We start from the raw sequence: 23876 nt of genomic DNA on the forward strand, positions 1-23876 counted from the left end.
CGATCAGTTGGGCTGTTTTTGGAAGTGAGGGGGGGATTTACGTCGGTCGACGCCGGTCGTGCGGGCGCTACGCCTCGACGCGGACGTCCGCGCGGGCCGGGATCACCACGGGGTGCACGCCGGACATGCGCTCGAGCACGCGGACCACCTGGCAGGAGTAGCCGTACTCGTTGTCGTACCAGACGTAGAGCACGAGGTTCTGGCCGTCGGCGACGGTCGCGAGCCCGTCGACGATGCCGGCGCGGTGCGAGCCGACGAAGTCCGTCGAGACCACCTCGGGCGACTCGATGTAGTCGACCTGCTGGCGCAGCTTCGAGTGCAGCGAGACGCGACGGAGGTAGTCGTTGACCTCCTCCTTGGTGGTCGGCTTCTCGAGGGTCACGTTGAGGATCGCCAGCGAGACGTCCGGGGTGGGGACGCGGATGGACGAGCCGGTGAGCTTGCCTTCGAGCTGCGGCAGCGCCTTCGAGACGGCCTTCGCGGCGCCGGTCTCGGTGATCACCATGTTCAGCACCGCCGAGCGGCCGCGCCGATCGCCCTTGTGCAGGTTGTCGATCAGGTTCTGATCGTTGGTGAACGAGTGCACCGTCTCGACGTGGCCGCGCTGGATGCCGTAGGCCTCGTCGAGGGCCGCGAGCACCGGGGTGATCGCGTTCGTGGTGCACGACGCCGCCGAGAGGATCGTGTCCTCGTCGGCGATGGTGTTGTCGTTGATGCCGTGCACGATGTTCTTCAGCGGCGCCTTGCCGGGCGCGGTGAGCAGCACGCGCGCGGCTCCCTTGCTCTTCAGGTGCTGGCCCAGGCCCTCCTCGTCGCGCCACTTGCCGGTGTTGTCGACGATGAGCGCGTCCTTGATGCCGTACGCGGTGTAGTCGATGGCCGACGGGTCGTCCGAGTAGATCACCTGGATGCGGGTGCCGTTGGCGATGATCACGTCGTTCTCGGCGTCGATCGAGACCGAGCCGGCGAACGGGCCGTGCACCGAGTCCCGGGCCAGCAGGCTGGCGCGCTTCTCGAGGTCGTTCTTGACGCTGCGGCGCACGACGATGGCGCGCAGGCGCAGGCCGTGGCCGTTGCCGGCGTGGCTGATCAGGATGCGGGCCAGCAGGCGGCCGATGCGGCCGAAGCCGTAGAGCACGACGTCGGCGCCGTCACCGTCGGAGACGGGCACGTTGCGCTTGGCGATCTCCGCGCGCAGCAGCTCCTGCACGGCGTCGTCGGACTCGAGGTCCGCGGCGAGGACGGCGAGGCGGGCGATGTCGATCGACGCGGGCTCGGGCTCGATGGCGAGGAGGCCGCGCAGCACCTTCTCGGTCTGCGAGAGCGTCAGCGCCTGGTGCCCCAGCTCCTCGGCGCGTTCGTGCGCCGAGATCACGGCCGAGGTCGAGAGGTTGATCAGGCGATGGCCGTGGATCGATGAGACGACGCCGTGCTGGCGGTACAGCCGGCCGATCATGGGAATGAGGCGCTCGGCCTGCTCCTCACGAGCGACCCAGGCGTCGCGATGGCTGTCGTACGCGCCGCGGGCGGTGGCGTCGTAGGAAGGGGATTCCGGATCCAGCTGTTGCGTCATGGGTGACATTATGCGTGGGCCGCTCAGCGGGTCGGACACCCGCTGCCGATGCGGCCCCGCGGTCAGGTTCCGCAGTCGCAATCGCAGCAGTCCCCGCAGTCGCAACAGTCCCCGCACTCGCAGCAGCTTCCGCAGCCGTCGCAGGTCTCGCAGTCGCATTCCTCGCACCACGAGCAGCCGTTCTCCCGCTGCTTGCCGGTGCACGGATCGGTGTGATCGCAGCACAGGGCGTAGCCGGTGCAGTAGACGCCCACCCACGCGAGCGTCCGGTACGGCAGCGAGCGCTCGGTGATCGGCCGCTTGTTCTTCGTCCCGCCTCCGGCCGCGGCGGCGATGGCGCTGCCCATCGCCGCGAGCAGCAGCGGCCGCACCAGCCGGTCGTCGCGCAGTTCGACCTCCGCCAGGCGGTCGACGACCCTGCGGCGCAGCTCCCGCATCCGGCTCACGGCCTCGGCGGGGGTGGTGCCCGTCGCATCGAGCGGGTTGTAGGCGCCCCGCGCGCGATCGCTCTCCAGGTCTTCGAGCGCGTCGGCGAGGTGCGCGAACTCGCCGTACGCCCGGCCCGCGTCGGCGAGGGCGGTGGCGTTCTGGGGCCGGCCCGCGAGATCCGCCGAGGCCGCGAACATCGCCGCAGCCGCGTCCGCCGACGGTGCCGTGACCTCCGCCAAGGTGGCCAGGCCGGCCTCGATCGCGGCCTGCGAACGCAGCCGGCCGAGCACGGACTCCACCTTCGCTGCGGACGCCACCGGCGGATCCGCCGACGCGGTGCCGGCCAGGTGCCCCTCCGCCCGCCGCAGCAGCCCGACGGTGCCCGCCCGCCCCGACCGTCCGGCGAGTCCGTGCTCGCGTTCGGCCGCACGGTCACCCACCTTGGCCGATGCGAGCGTCAGCGCCGCGGTCGCGCCGAGCCGGACGCTGAGCTCCGTCGGTGCGATGACCCGGGCCCGGCGCATCCCGCGCAGCGGGCACGGTCCGGCGGTGCGGGTCGCGGCATCGTCGGGCTGCTGCGCCTCGACGAGGACGGACAGCAGCACGGCGTCGGTGTTGGTGACCGCCCGCGCCGGCTGACCCGCGGTGTCGCGGAGCGTGAGGCACAGGCCGCACAGGTGGGCGCGCCAGCGGTCGCGGAGCTCCGCGTCCAGGTGCGTGGAGCAGGGACGGACGAGTCCGAGCACGGTGGTCTCCGATCAGTGCGCGGGTAATCGGGGCGGCGGGTGGCGCTACAGCCGCGCGGCGACCAGGACCAGCGTCAGGACACCCAGCAGCGCGATCACCCCGGACATCCCGCTGGCCAGGGACCTGGGCAGGGAGGGATCCCGATCGCGCAACCTGGTGACCTGCTGCCGGTGCTGGAGCCAGGCCAACACCAGGCCGACCAGCCCGATCACGATCATCGTCATGCCGATCGCCCACGGGCTCGCCAGCGTCTGGCGGTGCTCTTCGGCGATCAGGGTCTGCGCGAACTTGTAGATGGTGAACCCGAAGCCGATCAACGCGACGGCGGTGCGGACCCACGCCATCATCGTGCGCTCGGCGGCCAGGTAGGTCCGCTCGATCGCCAGCTGGGTGTTGGTGTCCAACGGCGGACGCTCAGACACCGGCCGGCCCCGCCTCCACCGCGCTCGGCGGTTGGATGTGTCGTGCGCGGGCGAGCAGCAGCACGGAGACCACCGCGACCCAGATCGGGAACGCGAGGGCGGCGGCGGGGTTGTTGTCCGCGATCACGAGCAGAACGATCGCGCCGAGGTAGGTGACCACGGCGAGCCACTTCGGCATGATCGAGGTCTTGAGCCAGATGGTGGCGAGCGAGATCATGAACACCGCGCCCATCCGGAGCGCGTAGGTCTGGCTGATCGCGACGAACACCGACTTGCCGAATTGCACGACCTCGACGTGCGCGCGCGGATCGATGACGACGTCGTTGCTGGCGATCAGTCCCGCGGCGACCGATGTGGCGACGAACATCATCGCCAGGAAGAGGATGCCGGCGGCGAGGAACACGGTGGAGAAGAACCGGTCCTCGAACCGGCCGAAGCCGTCACGGACGACGGCGAGGAACCACAGGAAGGCGATGCCGGCGAAGGGCATCAGCACGGTGGCGGTCTTGATCCCGGTGTGCTCGTTGTTGAGCCAGTCGATCACGTCGTTGGGCCCGTCGGGCATCCGGGTGTGGTAGAGGATCAGCGCGGCGCTGAACAGTACGGCGAATGCGACACCGGCGAGTGCGGCGGCGTGCGGGGTCTCGAGTTGGGTGGGGGCGGAACCAGTTTTCTTCGGCACGAGCGTCATCGTGCCAGACGGTGCGGTCGGCGTAGCCGCATCCCTCAACATATGGTCCCGTGCTCACGGCTGACGGTGACACCCGGGTCGCGGGCGGGCCAGAGTCGACGGCGTGCGCTTCGGCTCGGAACGGGATGACGAACGGCGGGACGGATCGTGAAGTCCGTCCCGCCGTTGACCGGATCGAGTCCGGTCATGAGGGCGGCGATGTTCATCGCACGGTCCTGCGACGCGGATGTCCGACCGCCGGCTCTCACTCGTCGTGGGACCCGCGGCCGTTCTTGAAGTACGTGAGGACGAACGCCAGGAGTCCGGCGATCGACGACATTCCGAAGACGTACGGACCGGCAGCGTCGGCCACGTCGCTCGCCCCGGCGCCGTCCGCGGCGACGACGAGAACGGTCTGTGCGAGAACGATTCCCACGCCGCCGATGATGAACAGGACGGTCGTGAGGGCGAAGAGGTGGCTGATGATGGCGTGCGGACCGCTGCGAGCGGTCCCGGCGCCACCCTGATCGTCAGACATGGGCTGATTCCTTTCGTGTCATTGAGGGCTTCACACCGGGAGTATTTGCAGCGCTATCAGCGTGCCGAGGCCGAGGAGGGGTATGCAGTAGTACTTGATCAGGGGCATGAAGGTCTTACTCGGATCCACTTCCGCGATACCGGCGGCCACGTAGATGGGAGCACCGGACGGCGGCGATGCCCCCTCGGACGACGCGAAGATCAGTGCGGCGGCCGCGGCGACGGGGACCGGAACGCCGGTGCTGGCCAGCGTCATGACGGCGACGGGGCCGATCGCGGCCATCGTCGCGCTCGCCGTCAGCGGGATGGCGATGAGGATGATGATCACGCCGATGGCGATCGCCATGAGCCACTTCGGAACATCGAGCCCCTCGAGGAGCGACTTCAGCTCGCGGGCGAGACCCATGTCGCCGAGCAGGTTCGCAGCGGCGAACGCCGCCACGATCGTGATGCCGATGACGCCGAAAGCGGGGGCCGACTTCTCGATCAGGTTCCACCAGCCCGACGCGCGGCGCGGCAGCGACTTCCGGCCGAGGAAGAGGACGAAGGCGATCATCAGAACGGGGATCCACGTGAGCAGGCTGATGACATCGGCCATGGTGAGCGATGTCGGGCTGAGCTTCGTTCCGTCGCCGAGAACCCTGCCCGGAACGGTGATGCCCGAGATCCCGGTGAAGTTCCCCAGGAACGTCGCGAGCGGCCCGTGGGTCAGCACCAGGGGGATGAGGATCGGCAGGACCAGCAGCAGCGTGGTCCATCCCCGCCCGAAGCTCTGCTTGATCGGCATGATGTCCTCGGCCGGCACAGCCGGGATCTTGTACTTCCGGATGATCCAGTACGCGACGACGATGCGGTAGACGAGCGCCCACAGCCCCGCGAAGAACAGCGGGACGATGATCTCGTCCGATGTCATGGCTCCCTGGGCGACCAGCCCGCCGACGAGGATGAACATCGTCCCCGAGAACGGGAAGCTGACGCCGAAGCCGGCGAGGCCCGAAGCAACGGTGGCCGCGATCTCCGGTTTGACTCCCGACTTCTTCATCCAGGGGATGGTGATCGATCCGACCGCCGCGGTGATGGCCGCTCCGATATGGGCGATCGCGCCGAAGATCGCGCCCGCGATCGTCGTGGTGTAGAGGCTTCCGCCGCGCAACCGACCGAACACCGAGTTGAGGAGGTCGACGAGCCGGGGGAGGACGGGCGTGTGTTCGAGTACGTACGCCATGAAGACGAACGCGAGTGCCGCGAACATGATCTCTTCGGTCAGCGCCTTCTCGATCGCCGTCCAGATCGTTTCGGGGAGGGGGTGCTTCCCGTGAGCCCCGGTGATGGCGGCCGTGATGCAGATGACCACGAAGCCGAGCGACATGGCCTCGCCGATATTGCGCTTGACCACGGCGTTCCAGAAGATGATCGTGACGATGAACGCCACCAGAGCGATGACGGCACTCATTCCGACACCATGTCGAGAATCGCCTTCCGGCGATTCGCCTCGTCGACGTTGATGGCCCGGGCCCGTGCCAGAGTGGCGGCGGCCTCGGAGGCGGGAACGACGATCACCCCGTCGTCGTCGGCGACGACCAGATCGCCCGGTGCCACCACGACCCCGCCGATGGCGACGGGGACGTTGATCTTGCCCGGTCCGTTCTTGAACGGACCGGCGGGCGTGATCGCCCGGGCCCAGGCGGGGAAGCGCATCTCTTCCAGGTCCTGACGGTCCCGGAGGGCACCGTCGACGACGATGCCGACCGCGCCGAGCTTCTTGGCCCGCTCGGCCATGAGTTCGCCGAGCAGTGCGCGCGCGGTGTGGCCGTGTCCGTTGACGATGAGGAAGTCGCCCGGGCGGACCTCCGCCAGCGCGGCGTGCAGGTACTTGTTATCCCCGGCGGTCACCCACACCGTCTTGGCCCAGCCCACCGCCTTCGCGCCGGGCCAGATGGGCCGGATGCCGCCGTCGAACATACCCATACGGTCCCGCGCGTCACCGATGTTCGCGACCGGGATGCTCGCATATTCCCGACGGAGCTGGTCCCGGGGCAGGAGATCGGCATCGGCCTGCTCATGGTGGGACAGCGCCGCCGCGCGGGTCATCGTGGCCCGTGCGCCAAGGCGATCGAGCATCTCGGCCGCTTCGGCGGCCTCGTGCCCGCGCCGGTCGGCGTGCTTGATCGTCCCCGCGTAGAGGCGTTCGACCGCTGCCACGCCGCCCGAGTGCTGTTGCGCGATCTGCGCGAGCGCCCAGTCCCGCGCGCCCATGGCGGCTCCGGCGTCGAGGGTCTCGACGATCAGGGCGCCCAGCCCCTTCATGAACGAGCTCCGGAGCAGCTTGCGCTCCGCGGCGTCACCCGGTTCGCCATGAATGTCCTCGACGGGAGCGCCGAGGGCGGTGAAGACCTCGGCGGCCTTCGTCGATGCCCGGCCGCTGATGACGACGGCGGTCGCCGCCCGCCCCTCCGGGACCGACCCTACGACGGCGACGTCCGCGTAGGCGTCTTCGCCGACGGCCGACGCGACCTGTTTCTTCGTCGCGGCCGACGCCGAGTTCATGTCGATGAAGATCGTGCCATCGCCGATCAGGTCCACTACCGACTCCGCCGCCGGCACCGCAGCCCGCCCGCCGACGAGGCACAGCACGGCGTCCGCATCGGACGGCAGGTCACCGGGGGAATCCACCCGGGTCACCCCGGGCGGGGTGTCGACATCGCCCGGGTCGTAGCCCGTCACTCTCCACCCCAGATCGACGAGCCCCTGCGCATACAGCGCCCCGGCTTCGCCCAATCCGATGATCACACCATGCATATGACTTCCATTCTATGGTAGAAAAAATTACACAGTGATGGTGGCATGGCTCACAAACGAGTGTCAAGAGCGACCGTCGACACGCTGAGCTCTCCTGGTGGGGGCTGAAGATGCCGAGGTGGGTGGGCGATACGGCTGAACGACGACACGCTGCGGCCTTGGGAGAGGGGCCGGCGATGGCGCTTGATCGGGCGGCGTATGGCGGGTGCCAGGAGCCGGGTGCGTGAGATGTCTAGCGCGCAGGCGAGACGGCGGCGACTCTCAGTGCGCGCGGCCCGCGGCGGCTGGGCGTGCCGCACTCTCCGGACTGATTTCGAGAAGGTCGAACGAAGCCGCGCACGCGCGAATGCCCGATAGGGGCGCTACAACGGGAGAGCGGGCGGACGGGTGGAGAACCGACGGCGGTCAGGCCGCGGTCAGCTTGAAGACCCGCAGCTGTCGATCCGTGCGGGCCAGGTACGTGCGATAGGTCTCCACCATGTCGACGAAGGCATCCAGGATGCGCTGCCGTTCGTCGCCCTCGAGCAACTCGGCGGTGACCGGGATGTCCGCGCCGATCCGCACGGCCGCCGGGCCTCCGGCCAGGAGGTTGTACGTCCACCCCGGGTGCTTTGCGCCGCCGAAGTTCGAGCCCACCAGGTAGAGGTGTGGATCCTCCCGGTAGTACAGCAGTGGGCTGACGCGCTCTTCGCCCGACTTCGCGCCTGTGCTGACCAGCAGCATCACCGGTAGCCCGAACGGTCCGAGAACCGTGAGCTTGCCGCGGGACCTCTCCAACAGCCACCGGTCCAGCGGAGCGGCCGTGCGGATCGTGGCGGACCCGACGCCAGTGGACGCGAGCCGCGCCACCAGGTCGTTTACCACCGGGATCTCGCGGCCCCACCGCACATCCGGGAACGGGCTGTCAGCCATAGCGGAAGTGTAGGCGGGTTCGACGTCGCGGCGCGGCGGATCGACGGCGGTACGCCGCCCAGTTCCGCTCGGGAGGAGGAGACGACGGCCGGAAGTCCTGCGCCCCCGGGCCGTCGGCGTATCTTTAGCCCGTTTAGCTGCGTCGATGTGGTGGGGCGGGCGGGGCTCGAACCCGCGACCTACGGATTATGAGTAATAGCGCTCGCCTCCGTCGGCAGCGCCGCGACCAGGGATATTTCGTCGGCGAAAAGCGGATATGTCCCGCGTAACGCTCTCGACCAGTACGGATTCGGTAGGGATCGGGTCGGCTCCGGTCGCTCTCGCGTCGGGTCCGGTAGGTTCTGGTCTCCCGCACGGGGGATTAGACGGGGATAAGACCACGACGCCCCGAACTTGTCGGTGACGCATGCAAGGATCGCCGTATCTGGCAAGGCTTCAGGAGGCAGGCATGTGGGTCTGGATGAGCATTGTATGGCTCTGGATAGGCATGTGGGACTGGGTGGACGATGTGTGGGACTTCTTCTTTGCTCTGAGTTCAGGTGCGTGGAGCGCGCTGGCTGCATGGTTCGCTGTCGGTGCGGCTCTCATCGCAGGAGCAATCGCATATAGACAACTGAGAGTGGCTCAGACGCTCCGCAAGGAGCAGGCACAACCGAACGTCGTGGTCTTCATGGAGCCGACCAAGGATCATTGGGGCTTCATCGACCTCGTGGTGAAGAACTTCGGCTCCACTCCGGCGCGTGACGTGCACCTGTCGTTTACGCCAGAGCTCAACGTCGCCCCGATAAGCGACACGGCTGGTGAGCTGATGACCAAGATGGGACATCCGGAAGTGATCCCCTTCCTCGCTCCGGGCCAGGAGTGGCGCAGCCTCTGGGATCAGGCGCGTCGCCGGAATGAGGCCATTGCGGAGACGACGCGCAAGAACGAGCTAGTCGGGGAGGCAGAGCGCGAGCCGGTGCTGGCGAACAGCTTTCTCGCAAAGGTTAAGTTTGAGGACTCAAATCACACGGTTCTGGAGACCGATAGCATCCTTGATTGGGACCACCTGAACACAAGGATGACGGTCGACACCAAGACTATTCATGACGTGGCGAAGACTCTGGACAAGCAGCTTAGGGAGGCAAACAAGAAGCTCGGAAAAGTTGAGGTTGCGGTGAGTGCTCTCCCCGATGAGCGCGCAGGGCTATGGGTGTACGTCGGTGACCCGCAGCAGCTCCGTGCCGACCATGCTGCCGCGCAGGAGCAGGTGGCAGCGGAGTTGCAGCGCATGACTGACGAGATGTGGCGTAGCCGAAGAGGGGGGCAGCCGGCGCGAGGTGCGCCGAATCCTCCTGCCGATCCTGGTCAGGGTGAGGCTGCGGAGCGGTCACAATCTGAGGGCGCGTGAGCGGTGCGGCCTTGCCGCCCTCCTCGCTGGAAATGTAGTCGCCATACATGTTCAGCGCGGTGGTGAACTGGGCGTGGCTGAGCCACTTCGACACCTGCATGTAGTACTCCCCGGCGGATATGTTCAGCACCGCGAAGGGTGTGGTGGAGGTCGTGCCAGCGGGAGTTCGGCATGCCCAGCTCCGCGAGCGCTGTCGAGTTCGAGGGCCTGAAGCTCAGCCCTCGCGGAGGCCGGTGTACGTGGAGGACAGCACCGCAAGCGCATAGATCGGGTGGCCCTGGCGATCGGTGATGTCCGCGGCCACGGCGGCCGCAGTTAGCGGGCGCGCACTGAATCGCTCGGTACGGGTAGTCCGGACGACCGGCGTGGGGGTTTCTGTCGCGGAGGTCTTGGGGGTGGTATCGGCACTATTGTTGGCCACGAGCTCCATGACTTCCTGGCCCGCGTGGACGGTGGTTTGGCGCGGGAACGGCAGCGAGTGGACCGGGTTCGATGGCAGCGCACCATCAACCACGGCCACATCGAGAATCGGGTCTGCCGGGAACTTTGGGTAAGAGCTGTGGCGTGTGGTCCCAGGTCTGAGTCTGGGGTGGGAAGAGATCACGTTTATGCGCGAGCACCGTGAGCCGATGTAGTCGGCGCAAGAGAACACCGACCTGCCGGGGTTGCCGGCGTCGGACCTTTCTGAGCTGGCGCAGCAGCTGGTGGCGGCGTCAGGTCAGGGCGTCGGCTGCAAGGGTTTCGTGACGTCCTCGGGTTGTGGGTCGGTCCCTCGGGAGGTGGACGGGCTAAGCAGTGGGTGAACATGCTGACCGACTTGAGAAGCCGTGGCATCGTGGATGCATGCATCGCCTGCTGCGACGGCCTCAAGGGACTCAAGCGATCGAGGCGACCTGGCCGCAAGCGACTGCGCAGACCTGCGTTGTGCACCTGGTTCGCGACAGTCTGCGCTACGCGTTGAAGAAGCGCTGGGGCCAGATCAGTCGCGATCTCAAGTGGATCTGCCACAGCCCCACGGTGGCAGCGGCCGAAGCCGAGTTCGACGAGTTCGCCAACAGCTGGGGCGAGAAGTACCCGGCCATGATCGCGGTATGGCGAAGGTCCCGGCCCGAGTTCATCCCGTTCCTCGACTTCCTGATCGCGATCCGCAAGCTGATCTACACCGCCAACGGCACCGAATCACTGGACGTCCGACTCCGGGCCGCGACCCGACGGCGCGGGCACTTCCCCGACGAACAATCAGCATTGAAGGTGCTCTACCACGCTTTCCTCGAAACGCAAGCCCAACCGGCCCAACCCCACCGGCCAAATCGCCGGCTGGAAGTCCATCCTCAACACCCTCGTCATCACCTACGGCGACCGTCTTGAGGTCGATTAGCCATGGCCTCTTACGGAGAAAATCTGGCAGACTCATACTTTAACTCGAAATAGATAGGGCTGAGATGGGATTTGATTCTGCTGGTATGCGCATTACGGACCTGTTCCAGGTTGCGGTCGGCGCAGACGCGGCGTCGGTAGCGAGTTCTGAGGTGTTCGGAACCGTTGAGGTGGAAGCACTCAGACAATGGCATGCAGAGTGGGCATCCAATCCTGAAACCTTCACGCATTTGCCAGGCGAGCTTTGGCCACTTATTAGCCACCACGGGGACCCTGGTCTCGCGCTTCGGAATTTCGGTTTGGAATCTAGACATCTGGAAGGGGAAGCGTACCTACACGGACTTACAACTCATCTGATGGCGTGCCATGGTGTTGTTCTAGCTGATCCGCTGCAGCGGATCTTCTTTAATGCGGACGGGCAACCGATTTTGTCGCCGAGTATCGCTAGTGTTCAGACCGCTGCAAGGGCAATCGCAAGGGTTGCGCCGCTGATTGATTCAGGCGTGGTGCAGGTTACGCGTGTGCATCCTGCTCTGTGGACAGAGGAAAGGCAGAGGTGGATTCGTCCATTCAATCTCGGACCGAGGCTCAAAACGTTAATAGATGTCATGCAGCAGGGCGAGTTAGACGCCAGTCCCATGGAGAATTGCACTTTTGAGTCGAATGCCTCTGAGCTACTCCGGGTCTGCGGGATTAGGGAGCGAGGTTTCGCCGAAGGAACCGGAGGACGGGATCGGCTGCAACAGTTCGCCAGAGCGTTAATGGAAGTCTCGTGGCAGCTAGCGAATGTGACCGAGACCGATGCAGATCTATATCTCACCAGCAGTCTTGAGATTAGAGTTTTCGAGGTGCTCCTCGAAGACGCTTTGGATGAGCAGGCGGCGGGCATAGATGTTCCCGTCAATGCTGCATACCGCGCTTTTGGCGAGGGTCGTCACCTTCAGAGAATGGCAAGATTCGGACTGCCGGCACTTGACGCAAGCAAAGTCTCTTCAAAAGAGCTCGTCGACATCCGGATGTCGGATGAGTTCTCAGACTGGCGCACTACTCTAAATGGTGCGCTCGACAGGTACAGTCATGCGACTAGCTCCGACCGGACGGAGTCGTGGCGGCGGTCAGAGAATCGATCGTTGGGTGAGTTCCGTGACGAGATGCGCGCTGCTGAACATGCACTGCGGCGTAGGGCGAAGACTGCAAGCTGGCGTAGCGCGGCGAGTGACATACGAGGGGAGGCATCGATTACGCTGTTGAGTACGGCGACGGCGGCTACGCTCACCGGATCCTCCTACGTCACTGCCCTTGTTGCAGCAACCGCTACTGCGGCAGGCAGACTACGCAAGTATCTGAATGCGCGAAACGCCGGCGAGCGCGCTGCAGTTCGATTCATCGCCGCCTTCGATCTGTGACGCGATGTCGAGGTATTCACATAATTGGGCACGAGCTGATCCGCGAGCGCACCCGTGCAGCTGCAGCGAAGGCCCGCAGCCCGTCAGAAGTTGTCCGGAATTTGGAGGACGCCGAGGTCGGCCGTGATGTGCTCGCCAACGACAAGTACGTCGGCACCGGCTCGCGGATTAGCGTGTCGCGGAGACTCTCCCGTTTGGGCACTACGCGCAGGAGTTTTAGCCCAGCCGCCAAGTCTGGTATCTTCATGCTCGCGCGAAGTAGTAGTCACAATACTACAACGTCGTCTTCGAGTGCGAAATTGAGGCCTAGTTCCTTCCTTGTGGCTCGAACGAAATCGGAGTATGCCAGAGAGGCATGGGCCTGTGCGAGTTCCCGTCGCTCGCGCAATTTCTGCTGGTCGAACTCGAGTTGCTGCTGTTCCTGGACGGTTATATTTTCTTTCCTTAGGCTGCTCTTCCACTCTGAACGGCGCTCATCGACCAACGCGTCAACGACTATCTTCAACTGCGTCTCCACTAAGAATAGGGAGCTCATGAGATTGTATGAGAGGACAGAGAGCTTTGCCGCAGATTCGCGAATCATCCCGACGTCCTCGTGGTACTTATTTAATATTTTCGGTCCGGGGTCGGTGGAGGAAGATATCTTGAGTTGAACCAACCTGAATTGAAGGTCTCTACATAGGTTTAGTGATTCCAGAGCGGCAGCCAGAATCTCATTCCTTCGCCACTTCTCCAAGTCGCGCTTGTCGGCGGCAGCGATTGCTTCGCGGTTGGTCCTATTGTTCCGCCACATGGCTACTAAGGCGACGATGGCGACCATCGCGGAGCCCAGTACTGGTAGCCAGGGGAGCCACCATGCGGAGCTGTTGATGATTTCGATCTTCACAGGCTCACCCATGCCCGTAATCATCCCACGCGTCACCGACACCTCGGCTGGGTTGCGCCTTGCAAACTCCCCGCGCCGGGTGGCGGGACGGTAAGCCAGGGAAGACCGGGCGAAACCCTGCCTACCTGCGTCGATGTGGTGGGGCGGGCGGGGCTCGAACCCGCGACCTACGGATTATGAGTCCGCGGCTCTAACCGACTGAGCTACCGCCCCGCGTCGACATGACTCCATCGACGGCGGAGCAAATCCTACCCAGCCGGTACAGTTCCCGGTCGGCTACCCTGCCGCGGCGTGCGGACGGGGCTGGCGTCGGCGGTAGTGGCCGGTCTGCGGGCACTGCAGGACGGGCGTCTGCCACTCCCGCCGGCCGTCGGCGTCCTCGGTGTACGGCCGGCGGATCACCATGAGTCCGCCGCACACCGGACAGGGTTCTGACGTGTGCGATTCGGTGTACATGAATCCGACATTACGCCCGTCCGCGCTGCCTGTCAGGACCCTCGAGCACGGCACCGTCGGGCGACGGACCGGGTCGTCCCTGCCGGACAGGAACCGGTCGCTCGGCGCGTCGTGACCGAATCGCTCGCCGGACGCCGCCGCACCGACTTACGCTGTGAGCCAGATCACTGAAGGCATGGACGAAAGGTGCGGCTGTGCTCGACCACTACGACGTCCGGAGCGGAGGCTTCAGCCTCGGGATCCGGCCAGCCGCGGGGCGGAAAGCCGGGTTCGGGCTCTGGCGGGTCGTCAAGGCGGTGCTGGAGTCCGCGGCGGATCTCGACGCCCACGTCTACGGCGCGCGGCTGTGTGCGCAGGCGGGCCGACGGGCGCCGTCGTAAGGCCCGGGGGCACCGTCGCACCGGGATAGTGTGTCTCCCATGCTGGAGGACGCACGCGACGTGCCCGACGATGCCGGGGCCGCGCCGCAGGGGAAGGGCCGGGCGCTGCTCGCCAAGGGGGCCGAGGCGGCGCACCGGGCGAACCGGAGTAAGGCGATGACGGGGCTGGTCCGTTCCGCCCGTGAGAACCTCCCCGGCGGTCCCAAGAAGGAGCTGTTCGAGCCGGACGCGGCGTCGACGGAGCGGCTGACCAAGCTGCTCGACCGGATCGTCGGCGACGAGCCGACCGTGACGCGCGAACTGGGGAACCTGGCGACGGCCACGTGGCAGGCGATGATCAGCCGGCGCGATCGCGACTACCTGCCGCCGCAGCCGATCACCATTCTCTTCACCGACCTCGTGAGCTTCTCGACCTGGGCGCTCGAACGCTCGGACGACGACATCGTGCGCCTCCTGCACAGGGTGAACCGGACGACGAAGGAGATCGTCGAGCGGCACGGGGGAGTGATCATCAAGACCATGGGCGACGGTGCCCTGATCGCCTTCGACGGCGACACCGCGATCGAGGCGGCGTGCGAGGTGATCGAGGCGGTGGTCGCGATCGACATCGCCGAGGGCTACCGGCCGACGCTGCGCGCCGGCCTGCACACGGGTACTCCGCGGCGGGTCAAGGGCGACCTGATCGGGGTCGACGTGAACATCGCCGCCCGGGTGGCGGAGGCGGCGAACGGGGGCGAGGTGCTCGCGTCGGAGACTGTTTTCACGATCGCAGACAGGTCCCGCTACCAGGTGCGACCTCGACGTTTCAAGGCCAAGGGAGCCCCGCAGAAGCTGCAGGTCTTCTCCGTGCGTCCTCGGTACTGAGCGCCCCGGATCGACTTCGAGTTCGCAACTTCCTCGGATCGGGCTGTAACGAACCGGTGCATCGTCCCTATAGACGCTGTGACTTGAGTCGTAGAGTCCAGCGGCGGCCAGCGTGCCCCGTCTCCATTTCCAACGATGGGATCGAAGATGAATACGAAGAAGATCGGTGCTGCGTCGTTCGCCGTCGTGGCCGCCGCGGGTCTTCTCGCCGGTTGTGGCAAGTCGACCGAGGGTGACAGCCCCGTCGCCTTCTCGCCCGTGACCGGCGACCAGTTCACCGCGAACCCGGGCGCGTTCCAGACCGATGGCATCGCAGTCCCGGCGAAGGGCGTGACGATGGTGGGCAACCCCGTCGCCGCCCAGGCCGTCGCGAACTCGGGCCTGCCGCAGGGCACGATCACGTCGACCTCGAACAACACCACCGTGTACTACCCGCCGGTGCCCGCCATTCCGGGCGTGCAGGTCGCGGCTCAGGTCGCGCCTCCCGCGCCGATGGTGCGCCCGGCGAACTACCGGCCGTGGAACTACCCGCAGCAGCAGGTCGAGATCTACCAGCAGATCTGTGAGACGGGTTCGTGGAAGCAGACCACGACCACCCCGGGTGGCACCGTCAGCCGCGAGGTGCAGACCCAGACCTGCTACTCCCTCTACGGTCGCCAGCTCGGCGTTCGGCCGTGGGTTCCCGGCCAGCCGAAGCCGTGGCTGCGCGCCGACTACCCGAAGCCGTGGTTCTCCGCCGACTTCAAGGCCGACGTCCCCGTCATGTGGGTCTACCCCAAGGACTGGACCCAGCCGAAGCCGCAGCCGCTCATCTCGGCGTCGATCAGCCTGAACCTGGGCAACAACCCGTACCGCCGCGTGAACCCGGCCTACGACCAGCCGTACTACCCGATCTGGGCCGTCACGCCCGGCCGCGTGGTCGATGCCGGTGCCCAGGCTCGCGTCGTCGCGCCGATCTACACCGGGATCTCCGGCTCGGGCTCCGTCGGGGTCAACGCCCCCGTCTTCCCCGGCACGGTGCTCGCGCCGCTGCCGACGTCGGCGACGGTCACCCCGATCGTGGCGCTGCCCGGTGCCAAGGTCGCCGGCAACGTCAACCTCGACGCCAACGTGACCGCTCCGACGGCCGCCGCGCTCAAGGGTGCGACCATCCAGGCCGGCTCCACCGCGTCGCTGAACGCGGCCCTCGGCACCTCCGTCGAGGCGACCGTCGCCAAGCCCAGCGCGGACAACGCCAACCGCGTCCTCCTCGAGGGTGACGCCGGTGCCGCGGTCTCCGGTGGCGCGAACGCCACCGGCGGTGCCGGTGCGAACGTCACCGGTGGCGCGGGTGCGAACGCCTCCGGCGGTGCGGGCGCAGGTGCGACGGTGACCGGCGGCGCCGGTGCGTCCGTGGGGCGCTCGGGTGGCTCGGTGTCCGGTGGCGTGGGCGCGACGGTGACCGGCGGTGCCGGCACCACGACCACCACCAAGCCGACCGAGCGTCGCGTGGCTCCGACCCAGGACACCACGGAGCCCACGAACACGCAGCCGCAGCAGACCACGACGCAGCCGACGACCACCACGACGACTGCGCCGGCCGCGACGGAGACGCAGGAGGCCACGAAGCCGGCCACCAAGCCTGCGACGAAGCCCAACTGCACGCCGGCCCAGGTTTCCGCGGGCACCTGCCCGACGGGCTCCTAGCCGGTATCTGAACCACCGCTCTCGGGGAGGTTCTTCGGTGCGCCATCCGCGCTCCGGAGGCCTCCCCGAGGTGGTTCGGAGGAGTGCTTCGCCAGTGGTGTGGAGACGAGGCGTCGATACCGCCCCTGACCAGGCGATTGGTGTCGCCGCCCGCCTATGCGCTAGAGTCTCTTCTCGGTCAAAGTTCAATCCCCCATAGCTCAATTGGCAGAGCATTCGACTGTTAATCGAAGGGTTACTGGTTCGAGTCCAGTTGGGGGAGCAGGTGAATAGCAAGAGGGCGGGGTCTTCGGACCCCGCCCTCTTGCGTTTCTTCTCATGGCCGCGTACGTGCTGGTGCGTACGGTGCGACCCCGCTCCGATCCGATCGTCTTTCCGGCGCTCGTGCGAGGGCATCGGAGGATCAGCCGGCGCCGCCCGACGAGCCAAGCGGGCGCTGCCGGCCGGAGGCGACGGTGACGGCGGCGTCGATCCATTCCAGGACGGTCGCGCCCGACGTTCGGCGGGGCAGCCGCGCGAGCCGCAGGGTCAGCGTCGACGCGCCGGCCTGATCGCACATGGGGACAACGATGGACGCGATGTCGTACGTCGCTTCCCGCTCGGGTTTCCGGGGCGTGTAGTCGATCGTGGCGCGGGTGATCGCATCCCGGACCCGGCGTTCGCGGGCGGGCGTCACATTGCGGGAGTCGTACTCCCGCGTCGCCTCGTTCACTCCCGCGTAGGCGGTAGGGGAGTCGACCTCGCCGTCGGGCAGGAACGCGAGTACCCATCCGTGCTCGCGGAGGAAGTCGAGGCGCGCACGGCAGCGATCAATGACGGACTGATCGACGTCCTTGCCGAGACGGCGCAACCATCGTTCCTGTTCGGCGGTGTCGCGGTCGAAGACGACCGAGTCGCCGAACGGAGGTATCAGGGGGATCCGGCTCGCGAGATTGGTACTGTGGCTTTCGCCCGGCGCGGCGGCCGAGATCACGGCGGCCATCTCGTTCGGTCCGACCTCGGTGAAGACGGTGGCCTCGCAGCCGATCTCCAGGGCCAGGCGCTCCACCTCCGGTCGCAACGCCGCCAGGGACTCGGCGATCGGGGCCATCGAGTGGTCGAGCCGGGCGACCAGCGAGCTGCACACGAAGGTGCCGTAACCGCCCTGGAGGAAGATCAGTGGCGGCTCGGGCTCGGTGACCTCGACGTCGTGTACCGCGCACAGAACGATCCAATGGTCGCCCGCCTCGATGATCTGGGAGATCGATGTCTCCAGCCACGCGATCGAGACGTCGAGGACCGGGGCGCCCGACGGGAGCGACCGCCAGCCGATCCCGTCGAGCTTGTTCTCCCAGCGGCGGGCGATGTTCCCGACGATCTCCTCGTCGCCGCCGCCGACCACGTTGATGCACAGCGAATCACACTCCCTGAGCCGATCGAACGTCTTGGACGTGCGCATCGGCATGAAGGAGACGAGCGGCGGGTCGAGTGAGACCGAGCTGAACGTACCGACAACCATCGCGAGGATCTCCCCGTCCGGTGCCCGGCCGGTGACCACCACGACGCCGGTGGGGTAGTGCCCCATCACTTCACGTAGCCGAGACCCGTCGAGCGCCTCGAGGGCGCGGTTGTTCGCGCGTGTCGAATCGATGGCCATGTCACTCCTTCTCGGTGAGGGTCTGGAGCTTCGCGCCGAACCGCTCCGGGCGGAGGAAGGCGATGCAGAGGACGCCGCCGACGATGAGGAGCACGCCGGTCATGGTGAACGCCTGGTTCACCCCGGAGGCCATCGCGTCGGTCATGGCGGCTGAGGGTTTGGTGCCCTTCGGCGGTGCGATGTAGCCGGCCCGGTCCATCAGCCAGCCCACCAGGGTCGGGGAGATCACCGCGCCCACGGAGGCGATGCCGCCGAGCGTGGCCAGCACGAGCGGTCGTTGCCGTGCGCCGACGGCGTACGCCAGGGCGGAGGCCACCATCGGGTAGACGATGCTGCAGCCGGCTGCGACGGAGAGGAGTACCACGGCGACGGTGCCGGACGATGCGGGAACCAGGAGGAACGACGCGCCGGCGACGAGCGCCGCGGCCCCGAAGGGGACGGCGATCGCGGTGTAGGCCGTAGCCCCGCGAGCGAGGAGTCGCTGTCCGACGGCACCGAGCCCCACCAGGAGCACCGCGCCGACCACCCAGGGGGCGACGGTGACCGTGCCCACGGCGCCGGTACTGAGCCCGATGACGGTGCCGAGGTACTGCGGCAGCCAGGTGGTGAGGAAGCCCTGCACGAAGAAGTTGGAGCCGCCGCCCACGACCGCGGCCAGGAACGTGAGGCTGAGGAAGATCCGCAGCACGGGCACGGGCCGCTGGGTGTCGATGGTCGCCGCCTCGAGGGGCTCATCGCCCCGTGCCTCGGCGCCGTTCGGGCCTTGCCGCACCCGCTTCTGGCCGAACGGTCCGTCGCCCCCGAACAGCAGCCAGGCGGCGGTCCACACGAGGCCGACGATGCCGAGCACGCCGAACGCCCAGCGCCAGCCCCAGGCCACGATCACCATCGTCAGGAGCGGCGCGGCGATCACGGGTCCCAGGGCGGAGCCGGCGGCGACGAGGTTGGACGGGAGGGCACGCCGGTCGGGGGCGAACCAGGAGTGTGCCGAGGTCAGCGACATCGCGGTGGCGGGGCCCTCCGCGCCCCCGAGGACGATGCGGGTCACGAGCAGAACGGCGGCACCGCCGCCGAGCAGCATCGGGAACTGCATCACCGCCCAGACGATGCCCAGGGTCAGGAGCACCCACCGGACGGCCACGCGAGTCGCGATCACACCGGTCAGGATCGAGACGATGGCGTACAGGAAGAAGAAGGCGCTGCCGATGAAGCCGAATTCGACTGCGGTGAGACCGAGATCAGGGATGGCGCGGGAGGCGACGAGCCCTAGGACCGCCTTGTCGGCGAAGGCGATGATCTGGAACAGGACCAGCAGGGCGATCACGACCCACGCGGTTCGGCTTCCGGAGGACGCCGTCCTCGCCCCGAGCGACGGTACGGACGAAACAGATTGGGTCATGAGCTTTCTGGGCCTTCCGGGGGCGGAAACGGCGGGCCGGCTGCGGGCGCACCGATCGCCTCGATCGGGAGGCGATGACACCGGAATCTATGACCGGGATCACTTAACCCGATAGGGGGGAAACCCTTACTAGTAATCCCCAGCACATGTGATGACACTGGGAGGGTGAGCAGTCCGCAGCCCCACTCCGTCGCGCGAGCCGTCCACCGTCGTTCGGTCCGCGCGCAGGTCAATGCCGTCCAGTCCGGTACGACATCGGCCCTCGACTCGGCCCGCGCCGTCCGTTCCCGGATCGAGGAGCGCGAGCCGGAACTCCGGGCGTGGACAGCGCTCTCCGACACGCTCGACGCCGATGCGGCGGAGGTGGACCGCCGGATCGCCGATGCCGGCGACATCCTGTCCCTCGCCGGCCTATCGGTCGGTGTGAAAGATCTCATCGATGTGGCCGGATTGCCCACGCGCGCTGGGTCGGACGTCACTCCGGAGGCCGCGGCCGCCCTTGACGCCCCGTGCGTCGACCGGCTCCGCTCCCTGGGTGCGGTGGTCCAGGGGAAGACGGTGACCACGGAGTTCGGCTACTTCCGGCCGGGAGCCACTCGTAACCCGCGCGCCGTCGGCCACACACCGGGAGGCTCCTCGAGCGGCTCCGCGGCCGCCGTCGGATCCGCAACGGTACCGCTCGCGCTGGGCACGCAGACCGCAGGGTCGCTGACGCGGCCGGCGTCCTTCTGCGGGGTGGCCGGGATGGTGCTGGCCCACGGGAGCACCGACACCTCCGGGATCACCGGGCTGAGCCACTCCCTGGACTCGCTCGGGCTCCTCACCCGGACGATCACCGATCTCCAGTACGCCTTCGAGGCGTTCACCGGAGCGGTGCTGACGCCGCCCGCGCTCGCGGGGATCGAGGTCCGGCTCTGGTCCGGCAGCGCGCTCGACGTCCTCTCGGAGGAGATGCGACGCCTGCTGCACACCCTGCCGGTTCTCCTGGGCGAGGCGGGGGTGACGACTACCGCGCTGCAGCGCGACGACCACATCCGTACCCTCACCGAGGACCAGATGACGGTGATGGCGTACGAGGCGGCGCGGACGCGCGCCATGGAGGCGCGTATCCACGCGGACCGGCTGAGTGCACAGCTCCTGGAGCTGCTGCGAACCGGGGCGAGTGTCTCGACCGAGGCGTACCGTGCCGCCCTCGTCCGTCGGGACCGCTCGCGCTCGATGGTCGCAGATGCGCTCGGCGATCACGCGGTCATCGTCGGCCCGGCCGCTCTCGGGGCGGCACCGAAGGGGCTCGGTGCGACGGGATCTCCGGTACTGAGCCGGGCCTGGCAACTGCTCGGGTGCCCGGTCGTGACCGTGCCGGGCGCGCGTACCAGGCAGGGGTTGCCGATCGGCCTGCAGGTGATCGGCGTCGCCGGCGGCGAGGCCGGTGTGTTCGCCGTCGCCCACGCGCTGGAACAGCGACTCGGCTCGATCGTCGTCTGACGATCACAGCCGCCCCATCGGATCACCGTGAAAGGATCGCCACCATGTTGCTCCCTCCCCGCCCGATCGAGCACCACCGCATGTTTCTCACCTGCTACGAGGACACCTTCAGGTACGGCTGGCATCACGTCGACCTGTTCGTCCACGACGCCCACGGGCGCGAGGTGAACTGGGTGCACTGGACCGTGGAGGCCGACGGCCCGGAGGCGGCGGACGAGTCCGTCCGGCGCGAGGAGCCGCAGCTGCGCCGACTCTCCGACTGGGAGCATCGGGTGAGCGCTGCGGGGCAGGACTACTGGACCGCCGACGCCGCCTGGGGCGATGATGTGTCGATGGGAGCCGCATGAGCTGCGCAGGACCCGCCGATCCCGCCGATACGGCCGTGTACGTAGTGGACGACGATCCCGCCCTGTGCGACTCCGTCGACTGGCTTCTCGGGAGCATCGGCATCCGCCCCGTCATCTGCCATAGCGCCGATGAGCTGCTGGAGCACTACGACGGCAGCGGACCCGCATGCATCGTGCTCGACGTCCGGATGCCGAAGACCAGCGGAACCCGCCTGCAGGAGACGCTCAACGAGATCGCCCCGCATGCGGCGATCATCTTCGTCTCCGCACATGGCGACATCCGGATGTCGGTGTCGGTTCTGCAGGCCGGTGCGATGGACTTCCTCGAGAAGCCCTACGACCCGCAGCGACTGCTCGACACGGTCCAGGCGGGGATGCAGCGAGCCGCGGAGTCCTTCACGGAGTTCTGCAATCGTCGTGCCGTGCAGCGCAGGGTGGCGCTGTTGACCCGTCGCGAGCGCGAGATCCTCGCCCTCGTCGTCGAAGGGATGCCCAGCCAGAACATCGCGCGCCGCTTGGAGATGAGCGTGAAGACCGTGGACGTGCACCGCGCGCGGATCAAGGCGAAGACGGATGCGGAGTCGATCAGCACACTGGTGCGCGACATCCTCCGTTTCGATGTCGACGTCCCGGCCGACCTGACCACCGACTGAGCCGGCGACGACCGCGCCGTCGGCTCCGCGGGGATCAGTAGTAGTCCAGGACGATCCGGTCGTCCCTCGTCCTTGACACGCAGACCGCCATGGTCTCGCCGGCGGCCTTCTCCGATGCGGTGAGCACGTTGTCCCGGTGTTCCGGAGTGCCGGAGAGGACCTGCATGATGCAGGTGCCGCAGATGCCCTCCTGGCATGACGTGTCCACGTCGCAGCCGTTCTCCTGCAACACCTCCACGATGCTGCGGTCCGCGGGAACGGTGTACACCTCTCCCTCGAGCTCGACCTCGAACGAGGTGTTCGCGGAATCGTCCACCTCGGCCGCGGAGAACCGCTCGGAATGGATCGCCGTCTCGGGGAACCGTTTCTCCGCGGCGATGCTCACCTTGTCCATGAACGGACCCGGTCCGCACATGTACACGTGCGAGCCGTCCGGCGCCTGTTCCACGATGGATTCGAGCCGGGCGTCGTGATCGTCCCACGCCACACCGAGGTTGGCGTGCAGCTTCTCCGGGCACCTCTCCTGGAGCAGCGGCAGGAACGCCGCGTGCTCCGCGCTGCGGGCGAAGTAGTGCAGCTCGAACGGGATGCCGTGGACGTCCATGTACCGCGCCATGCTCAGCATCGGAGTGATCCCGATACCAGCGGCGATCAGCACGTGATGGGTCGCGCCGTCATCGATGCGCAGGACGTTGCGGGGCTCGCTGATCTGCAGCGTGTCCCCCACCTTGAGGTCGTGCAGCGCCGCGGACCCTCCGCGCGACTCCTCCTCCCGCTTCACGGCGACGGTGAACGAGTCGGGTGCGTCCGGTGTACTGCACAACGAGTACTGCCGGGTGATCGCGGTCGGCCCCACCACGTCGATGTGGGCGCCGGGTACGTACGTGCCCAGCGGCGTGCCGTCGGTACGTACCAATCGGAAGGACTTGATCGTCGGGGTCTCCTCGACGATCTCGGCGACGGTGACGTCGATCAGGGACATGGCGAACTCCTGGACTGAGAGAGAAAAAAGGGCTGTGTGACCGTCCGTCCGGATCCCCGGCCGGACGGTCCGCGTCACCGGACGTACAGTCCGCCGTTGACGTCCCAACACGCGCCGGTGACGAAGCCCGCGTCCGGTGCGGCGAGCAATTCCACCATCTTCGCGACGTAGCCCGGGTCGCCGAGCCGGCCGACGGGGATCCCGGCGATCACCTTCTCGAGCTTCTCGGCGGGCACCGTCCGGCGCACGATGGGCAGGTCGTGCGGGCCGGGGGAGATCGCGTTCACGGTCACCCCGCGGCCGGCGAGTTCGCGGGCGAACACCTTGGTCATGGTCAGGATGGCGCCCTTGGACGACGCGTAGTGCCCGCCGGTCGCGGTACCGCCGTTCTGCCCGGCCAGCGAGGCCATGTTCACGATCCGGCCGTACCCCGCCTCCGCCATCGCGCCGCCGATCACCTGGCAACCGAAGAAGATGGCGTTCGAGTTCGTGGTGAGCACCTTCTCGAAGTCGTCCTGCTGGAGCGTCATCAGGTCGGCCGCCTGCGTGATCGCAGCGTTGTTGACCAGGATCGTGGGTGTCCCCCACAGGCGCCGCGCCTCGGCCAGCGCATCCACGAAACTCGTCCGCCGGCCGACGTCGAGCCGGAATCCGCGCGCCGTGGCCCCCGACGGATCGATGTCACCGGCCAGCGACTGCGCTGCCGCCTCGTCGATGTCGGTCACCAGCACGCGGTTCCCCGCGTCGTGCAGCCGCCGGACGAAGAGCTCGCCCATGCCTCCGGCCGCACCCGTCACCACCGCGATGCCGGCAGAACTGCTCGCGTCTGTCATCGCTGCT

General features: G+C 67.3%; 23 protein-coding genes, 2 tRNA genes and 1 pseudogene. 10 read left to right on the top strand and 16 right to left on the bottom strand.

Annotated features, from left to right (window positions below):
* Positions 1–67: 67 nt before the first annotated feature.
* The 8 genes from AC21LY_RS09085 to AC21LY_RS09120 form a co-directional block, all read right to left on the bottom strand.
* Complete coding sequence (locus AC21LY_RS09085; protein ID WP_489046128.1) at positions 68–1573, bottom strand: glyceraldehyde-3-phosphate dehydrogenase; 1506 nt, start codon at positions 1571–1573, stop codon at positions 68–70.
* Positions 1574–1635: 62 nt separating this feature from the next.
* A complete protein-coding gene (locus tag AC21LY_RS09090; RefSeq protein ID WP_489046130.1) occupies positions 1636–2748 on the bottom strand; it encodes a DUF5685 family protein in 1113 nt (370 codons plus the stop codon).
* 45 nt (positions 2749–2793) lie between these two features.
* The gene (locus tag AC21LY_RS09095) at positions 2794–3153 is read right to left on the bottom strand and encodes a YidH family protein (protein WP_489046132.1); all 360 of its coding nucleotides are present in this window, start codon (positions 3151–3153) and stop codon (positions 2794–2796) included.
* Positions 3154–3163: 10 nt separating this feature from the next.
* The gene (locus AC21LY_RS09100) at positions 3164–3853 is read right to left on the bottom strand and encodes a hypothetical protein (RefSeq protein ID WP_489046134.1); all 690 of its coding nucleotides are present in this window, start codon (positions 3851–3853) and stop codon (positions 3164–3166) included.
* Between the two features lie 253 nt (positions 3854–4106).
* A complete protein-coding gene (locus tag AC21LY_RS09105; RefSeq protein ID WP_489046136.1) occupies positions 4107–4379 on the bottom strand; it encodes a hypothetical protein in 273 nt (90 codons plus the stop codon).
* 30 nt (positions 4380–4409) lie between these two features.
* Positions 4410–5831, bottom strand: coding sequence for a TRAP transporter large permease subunit (locus AC21LY_RS09110; RefSeq protein ID WP_489046137.1), 1422 nt, complete (start codon positions 5829–5831; stop codon positions 4410–4412).
* Positions 5828–7177 carry an RraA family protein gene (locus tag AC21LY_RS09115; protein ID WP_489046138.1) on the bottom strand — a complete coding sequence of 450 codons (1350 nt, stop codon included), beginning with the start codon at positions 7175–7177 and terminating at the stop codon, positions 5828–5830. The genes AC21LY_RS09110 and AC21LY_RS09115 overlap by 4 nt, the downstream gene beginning before the upstream one ends.
* A gap of 405 nt (positions 7178–7582) precedes the next feature.
* The gene (locus tag AC21LY_RS09120) at positions 7583–8089 is read right to left on the bottom strand and encodes a nitroreductase family deazaflavin-dependent oxidoreductase (RefSeq protein WP_489046139.1); all 507 of its coding nucleotides are present in this window, start codon (positions 8087–8089) and stop codon (positions 7583–7585) included.
* Positions 8090–8537: 448 nt separating this feature from the next.
* Between AC21LY_RS09120 and AC21LY_RS09125 the strand changes: the two genes are divergently transcribed.
* The gene (locus AC21LY_RS09125) at positions 8538–9479 is read left to right on the top strand and encodes a hypothetical protein (RefSeq protein ID WP_489046140.1); all 942 of its coding nucleotides are present in this window, start codon (positions 8538–8540) and stop codon (positions 9477–9479) included.
* A gap of 214 nt (positions 9480–9693) precedes the next feature.
* Here AC21LY_RS09125 and AC21LY_RS09130 read toward each other — a convergent pair whose 3' ends face one another.
* Entirely contained in the window at positions 9694–9999 is a 306-nt protein-coding gene (locus AC21LY_RS09130) for a hypothetical protein (RefSeq protein ID WP_489046141.1), read from the bottom strand.
* A 237-nt stretch (positions 10000–10236) separates the two neighbouring features.
* Here AC21LY_RS09130 and AC21LY_RS09135 point away from each other — a divergent pair.
* Together AC21LY_RS09135 and AC21LY_RS09140 are read left to right on the top strand one after the other, a co-directional pair.
* A pseudogene (locus AC21LY_RS09135) lies at positions 10237–10847 on the top strand (IS256 family transposase).
* A gap of 95 nt (positions 10848–10942) precedes the next feature.
* The gene (locus tag AC21LY_RS09140) at positions 10943–12262 is read left to right on the top strand and encodes a hypothetical protein (RefSeq protein WP_489046142.1); all 1320 of its coding nucleotides are present in this window, start codon (positions 10943–10945) and stop codon (positions 12260–12262) included.
* 265 nt (positions 12263–12527) lie between these two features.
* On the opposite strand, the gene AC21LY_RS09145 is transcribed toward AC21LY_RS09140, so the two are convergent.
* The 3 genes from AC21LY_RS09145 to AC21LY_RS09155 form a co-directional block, all read right to left on the bottom strand.
* Entirely contained in the window at positions 12528–13160 is a 633-nt protein-coding gene (locus AC21LY_RS09145; protein WP_489046143.1) for a hypothetical protein, read from the bottom strand.
* A gap of 124 nt (positions 13161–13284) precedes the next feature.
* Positions 13285–13361: transfer RNA gene (locus tag AC21LY_RS09150), tRNA-Ile, on the bottom strand.
* Positions 13362–13424: 63 nt separating this feature from the next.
* Positions 13425–13604, bottom strand: a complete 180-nt coding sequence (locus tag AC21LY_RS09155) for a hypothetical protein (RefSeq protein ID WP_489046144.1) — start codon at positions 13602–13604, stop codon at positions 13425–13427.
* A 194-nt stretch (positions 13605–13798) separates the two neighbouring features.
* Here AC21LY_RS09155 and AC21LY_RS09160 point away from each other — a divergent pair, with 194 nt between their 5' ends.
* The 4 genes from AC21LY_RS09160 (at position 13799) to AC21LY_RS09175 (ending at position 16796) form a co-directional block, all read left to right on the top strand.
* Positions 13799–13984, top strand: a complete 186-nt coding sequence (locus AC21LY_RS09160) for a hypothetical protein (RefSeq protein ID WP_489046145.1) — start codon at positions 13799–13801, stop codon at positions 13982–13984.
* 39 nt (positions 13985–14023) lie between these two features.
* Positions 14024–14848: an adenylate/guanylate cyclase domain-containing protein gene (locus tag AC21LY_RS09165; protein WP_489046146.1), complete on the top strand. Its 825-nt coding sequence runs from the start codon at positions 14024–14026 to the stop codon at positions 14846–14848.
* Positions 14849–14995: 147 nt separating this feature from the next.
* Entirely contained in the window at positions 14996–16534 is a 1539-nt protein-coding gene (locus AC21LY_RS09170; RefSeq protein ID WP_489046147.1) for a hypothetical protein, read from the top strand.
* Positions 16535–16723: 189 nt separating this feature from the next.
* Positions 16724–16796, top strand: a tRNA-Asn gene (locus AC21LY_RS09175).
* A 141-nt stretch (positions 16797–16937) separates the two neighbouring features.
* Here AC21LY_RS09175 and AC21LY_RS09180 read toward each other — a convergent pair.
* Both AC21LY_RS09180 and AC21LY_RS09185 read right to left on the bottom strand, forming a co-directional pair.
* Entirely contained in the window at positions 16938–18170 is a 1233-nt protein-coding gene (locus tag AC21LY_RS09180; protein WP_489046148.1) for a flavin reductase family protein, read from the bottom strand.
* A 1-nt stretch (position 18171) separates the two neighbouring features.
* Positions 18172–19569, bottom strand: a complete 1398-nt coding sequence (locus AC21LY_RS09185; protein ID WP_489046149.1) for an MFS transporter — start codon at positions 19567–19569, stop codon at positions 18172–18174.
* Positions 19570–19734: 165 nt separating this feature from the next.
* Here AC21LY_RS09185 and AC21LY_RS09190 point away from each other — a divergent pair, with 165 nt between their 5' ends.
* From AC21LY_RS09190 to AC21LY_RS09200, 3 genes are read left to right on the top strand one after another with little or no spacing between them, the layout of a single operon-like run.
* Complete coding sequence (locus tag AC21LY_RS09190; RefSeq protein ID WP_489046150.1) at positions 19735–21054, top strand: amidase; 1320 nt, start codon at positions 19735–19737, stop codon at positions 21052–21054.
* A gap of 44 nt (positions 21055–21098) precedes the next feature.
* Complete coding sequence (locus AC21LY_RS09195; RefSeq protein WP_489046151.1) at positions 21099–21401, top strand: hypothetical protein; 303 nt, start codon at positions 21099–21101, stop codon at positions 21399–21401.
* Positions 21398–22054: a response regulator transcription factor gene (locus AC21LY_RS09200; protein ID WP_489046152.1), complete on the top strand. Its 657-nt coding sequence runs from the start codon at positions 21398–21400 to the stop codon at positions 22052–22054. Before AC21LY_RS09195 ends, AC21LY_RS09200 begins: the two co-directional genes overlap by 4 nt.
* A gap of 34 nt (positions 22055–22088) precedes the next feature.
* On the opposite strand, the gene AC21LY_RS09205 is transcribed toward AC21LY_RS09200, so the two are convergent.
* Together AC21LY_RS09205 and AC21LY_RS09210 are read right to left on the bottom strand one after the other, a co-directional pair.
* Positions 22089–23036, bottom strand: coding sequence for a PDR/VanB family oxidoreductase (locus AC21LY_RS09205; RefSeq protein ID WP_489046153.1), 948 nt, complete (start codon positions 23034–23036; stop codon positions 22089–22091).
* A 74-nt stretch (positions 23037–23110) separates the two neighbouring features.
* Complete coding sequence (locus AC21LY_RS09210; RefSeq protein ID WP_489046155.1) at positions 23111–23869, bottom strand: SDR family NAD(P)-dependent oxidoreductase; 759 nt, start codon at positions 23867–23869, stop codon at positions 23111–23113.
* Positions 23870–23876 lie beyond the last annotated feature (7 nt).

The organism is Tsukamurella sp. II2bb (assembly GCF_057815145.1).